A 631-nucleotide genomic window follows, 5' to 3' on the forward strand; every position below is an offset into this window, starting at 1 on the left:
AGCGCTTCAAGTAACGTAAATGTGTATTGACCTAGATTGGTATCCGAGAAGCTAATAGTGAAGACGTTGGTTTCAACATCCGACGCGTCTTTAACAAAACCGATGTAATCACCAGCACTGTTAGGATCTTCTTTTAGCTGAACCGCCAAGTTGTTTGACGTTAACGTACCTAGAGTATTGAACTCTGTTGGCTCGATACGGAACGACTCAACATCGTCACTCTCATGAGTAAACTGAATGACTTTGGTGTCACCGACCGCAGAGTTAGATGGATCAGAGCCATCGGCTAGATTCGTTTCAGATAGTGAGATTGGCGGAATCACGTCAATGGTCGGAACATCACCATCGGTAATGGTCAGCGTCACTGTTGAGGTAAGAACGTCATCATCGCCATCGCTTGATGTCACAACGATATTTTTAACAATATCGCCTGCTGAGTGGTCTAAATCGCGGTTCGGCTCAAAGCGCACTTCCCCTTGAGTCGTAATAAACAGTGAGCCTTCGGTGAAGGTAAACTCTTGCTCGGTCGCATCATTCGGATCTAGAGAGTAAGCGGTGCCGTCATAGGTAAATTGAGTCACACTCGCGCCATCAGCACTTGCGGATGTTAATACATCGAAAACGGATGTCG

General features: G+C 46.3%; 1 protein-coding gene. It reads right to left on the reverse strand.

Annotated features, from left to right (window positions below):
• On the reverse strand, nucleotides 1-631 hold a 631-nt coding region (locus AB4209_RS22565), incomplete at both ends, for a hypothetical protein (RefSeq protein ID WP_372057426.1).

This window comes from Vibrio sp. 10N.286.48.C11 (assembly GCF_041469805.1).
In the GTDB taxonomy this organism is placed as follows: domain Bacteria; phylum Pseudomonadota; class Gammaproteobacteria; order Enterobacterales; family Vibrionaceae; genus Vibrio; species Vibrio crassostreae_C.